Raw genomic sequence first — 3,531 nt, 5'->3', positions numbered from 1 at the left:
TTACAAAGTTTACAATTTTAAGAGGTTTTTAATTTAATATTTTTATAAAATCAAATGAATTAACATCTAAAGCCACCTATTATACCTACCAATAGATCTATCATAACTATCAGCTAAGCATTACCTTTTCATAATCGCTTCTTCATCTTTCAACTGCATCATAAGTGAGGACTGAATATATAATAAATTGATAATGCGGCGTGCCATTTCTGAGGGAGATGCATTGTAGTTATTTCTGATCCATTCAATGATAAAACCAAAGATGCCGTATGAGCGATACTGGACAAAATAACTGTCGTTGATTTCTGCATACTGATCACTCAAAAATGACATTCTATTTTTGAAGATATATTGTATTTTCTTCAGCAATTGTTCTTGTATGTGGGGAATTCGGTCTTCCATCACTAATAAATCATAATAGTCGCGATTTTCAACGATATATTGAAATACATCGGTGCCTTCTGGTTTCATGCGAGTTAAATCCAACAGTGGATTTTCACGAGTCGGCTTACAAAATTCATATTCGAAATCGACCATTTCCCGGTGAATAACATCTGCTGCTAATTCATCTTTACTTTCATAATGCACATAAAACGTCGTCCGATTATAGTTTGCCTTTTCCACAATATCCTTCACTTTTACATGCGAATATCCTTTTTCTCTTACTAGTATTTTGAATGTTTGACGAAGTGTTTCTTTTGTTCGCTCAACACGGCGATCCTCTTTTTTGATCATGGGGCCCCTCCTTTAGACACTTTTTAAAAAATGTTGATTAGAGATACATAAATTCATTTGTGTTGAAAACCTATACAAAAAAGATTTTTTGCTGATTGAAACGGAAAATCTTTCGTCCTACAATCAACTTAGTCATAAAGAAATGAATTTTTTGTGACATTTGATCTAATCTTTCTTCAGAATATCATACTATACAAAAAGTGAGGGCACATGATATGGAAATTCAAGCGATGGTCACAACAAATGAAAAAGATTTCGAGAAACAAACACTATTACTAAATGATCCAAAAGCAGATGAAGTGCTTGTCAAAATCGTTGCATCTGGCGTTTGTCATACGGATGCCACTGTATTAGATGGCACGCTCCCTGTCCCGCGTCCTGCTTTATTAGGACATGAAGGCTCTGGTATTGTCGTGAAAGCAGGTTCTAATGTCACAACCGTTCAAGAAGGAGACCACGTTGTACTAGGTTTCGCTTATTGCGGTCATTGCCATAATTGTCTTGACGGGAACGCTGGTGGATGTGAAAACATGATTCCACTGAATTTTTCTGGTCGTAATAAACATAATGAAACGCCTATCCATACACATGATCATCAAGATGTATCACAATTTTTTGGTCAATCGTCATTTGGTACATATGCAACGGTTGATGAGAAAAATGTGGTGAAAGTAGACAAAGAAACTGATTTACGCTATTTAGGACCATTCGGTTGCGGCTTAATGACTGGGAGCGGTACTGTCCTTAATTCACTTGCTCCAGCTCCAGGTACAAGCTTTGTTGTGTTCGGTACAGGCGCTGTTGGTTTAAGTGGTTTAATGGCAGCAAAAATTGCAGGCTGTGATCCGATTATTGCCGTTGATATCCATGATAGCCGCCTTGAGCTAGCAAAAGAATTAGGTGCAACACATGTCATCAACAGTAAACATGAGAATCCAGCTGAAAAAGTGAAGGAGATCACAGAAGGAAAAGGGGCACATTACTCATTTGAAACAACTGGAGTACCAGAAGTCACGCTAGCTGCCCTTCACTGCCTGCGTGTCAAAGGAACTTGTGCAACAGTAGCAGTAGGAAAGCGCGATTTAACGTTTAATGTGACCAATGATCTCATGCTCAATGCGCTCACGCTAAAAGGTGTGATAGAAGGAGATGCCGTTCCTCAACTATTCATTCCTAAACTAGTCAAGTTCTTTAAAAATGGACAATTCCCAGTTGAAAAACTAGCAAAATTCTACGAATTAGAAGAGATTGAACAAGCCTTTGAAGATTCTAAAAATGGATCTACGATTAAACCAATTCTTATTTTAGATAAAGAGTATCGAGCTTAAGCCGAATAAGACATGAAACTCAAAAGCCCCCTTTCCATATAAAGGGGGCTTTTTGCAATTTCATGCTCTCCTTACCTTTACACATACATCACCGGGGTCGATATTTTAATAATCTTCCCGCCTCGACGATAAAACCTTGGAACACGGCGGCTTAATGTTGCAATGACTTCATAGTTAATCGTATTGAGCATTTCAGCAATTTCATCAACAGAAATTTCTCCGCCCTTTTGACGGCCATAAATGACGACTTCCTCGCCTTGCTTTGCTTTCATCTCTCCTAAGCTGATCATCGTCATATCCATTGTGACTCGGCCCGCAATTGGCATTCGTTCTCCGCGAAAAAGCATAAACCCTCGATTGGATAAAGCACGTGAGTACCCATCTGCATAGCCAATCGGTATGGTCGCAATGACTTCGTCAGGCTTTGCTACATAGGTTGCCCCATAGCTGACGGTTCTTGGTTTTGTCACCATTTTCTTCACGAACGCAATTCTTGCTTTTAAACTAAGAGCGGGCTCTAGCTGAACAGCGTCTAAGCTTTCAATGTACTGCGAGGGATACAATCCATAAAGTCCGATACCAAGCCGGATCATATCGGCGCTAAATTCAGGAAACGCAATCGAAGCAGCTGTATTGTTCATATGTACGGTCGGCAGTTTGATCCCTTCTTCTTTCAAAAACCGAAGAAAATCAATGAAGATGCTGTGCTGAAGCAACGTAAAATCAGGATCAGGCTCATCCGCAGTAGAGAAATGCGTAAATATTCCATCCCACCTCAGGTTTTCACTCTTTTCAAGCGCCTTCACAACCGCTAACAGCTCTTCCTTTGTCCGTACACCTAATCGCCCCATCCCTGTGTCAACATTGACATGAATCCCAAGCTGGCGCTGGCTTTCTTCTTCCGCTAAGATCTCATTTGCTTGAGCAATCCAATCTTCACGAAGGCCAGATAGATCAATTCTCCAGGCTGCGGCCCTTTTCACACAGTCGAGCGGTGTAAATCCAAGAACCAAAATCGGTGCTTCAATTTTTGCTCTTCGCAGCACAATGCCTTCCTCTAAGCTAGCAACTGCGAGCTCCGTCGCACCGCTTTCTAGTGCCTGCCGCGCTACCTCCACTGAACCGTGTCCATAAGCATTCGCCTTCACGACAGCCATGATCTTACTTTTTCTTGGAATATGCGCTTGAATGGCTTCGATATTTCTTTTAATCGCATCAAGATTGACTTCGATCCAGACTTCCCTGCAAAGTTTTTGCATGTATTTCTCCTCCTAATCAATTTAATCATCCCTTTATCCATGTTCGCTTTTATGCGTAGTCTATCTTTATTCATTTTTAGGAAAAAACATTCAATCACGCCAAAAACAAATAATTCCTAAATATGTATATTTTTTGAATTTTTATTTATTTAGACATTTTTTGACATCTTTCTCCTACTAGACGTGCTATTCTTATAAGCATCTGTTAA

3 protein-coding genes are annotated in these 3,531 nt (G+C 39.7%); 1 reads left to right on the top strand and 2 read right to left on the bottom strand.

Annotated elements, in window-relative coordinates:
- Window positions 1-120 precede the first annotated feature (120 nt).
- The gene (locus V7L95_RS12865; protein WP_171465257.1) at window positions 121-735 is read right to left on the bottom strand and encodes a TetR/AcrR family transcriptional regulator; all 615 of its coding nucleotides are present in this window, start codon (window positions 733-735) and stop codon (window positions 121-123) included.
- 215 nt (window positions 736-950) lie between these two features.
- Between V7L95_RS12865 and V7L95_RS12860 the strand changes: the two genes are divergently transcribed.
- A complete protein-coding gene (locus V7L95_RS12860; RefSeq protein WP_171465256.1) occupies window positions 951-2,063 on the top strand; it encodes an NAD(P)-dependent alcohol dehydrogenase in 1,113 nt (370 codons plus the stop codon).
- Window positions 2,064-2,140: 77 nt separating this feature from the next.
- Here the strand turns inward: V7L95_RS12860 and alr are convergent, their stop codons facing one another.
- Window positions 2,141-3,322, bottom strand: coding sequence for an alanine racemase (gene alr / locus V7L95_RS12855; RefSeq protein WP_171465255.1), 1,182 nt, complete (start codon window positions 3,320-3,322; stop codon window positions 2,141-2,143).
- Window positions 3,323-3,531: the final 209 nt, after the last annotated feature.

The sequence above is a fragment of the Bacillus sp. PPSBB_11 genome (assembly GCF_038023285.1).
Lineage (GTDB): Bacteria > Bacillota > Bacilli > Bacillales > Bacillaceae > Bacillus > Bacillus altitudinis.
Note: the sequence above shows the minus strand (reverse complement) of the source record. Positions and strands in the feature narration are given on the sequence as shown.

Excerpts from the sequence above, each read along its gene's own strand:
- V7L95_RS12865 (WP_171465257.1), bottom strand. The coding sequence starts at position 735 with ATGATCAAAAAAGAGGATCGCCGTGTTGAGCGAACAAAAGAAACACTT.
- V7L95_RS12860 (WP_171465256.1), top strand. The coding sequence starts at position 951 with ATGGAAATTCAAGCGATGGTCACAACAAATGAAAAAGATTTCGAGAAA.
- alr (WP_171465255.1), bottom strand. The coding sequence starts at position 3,322 with ATGCAAAAACTTTGCAGGGAAGTCTGGATCGAAGTCAATCTTGATGCG.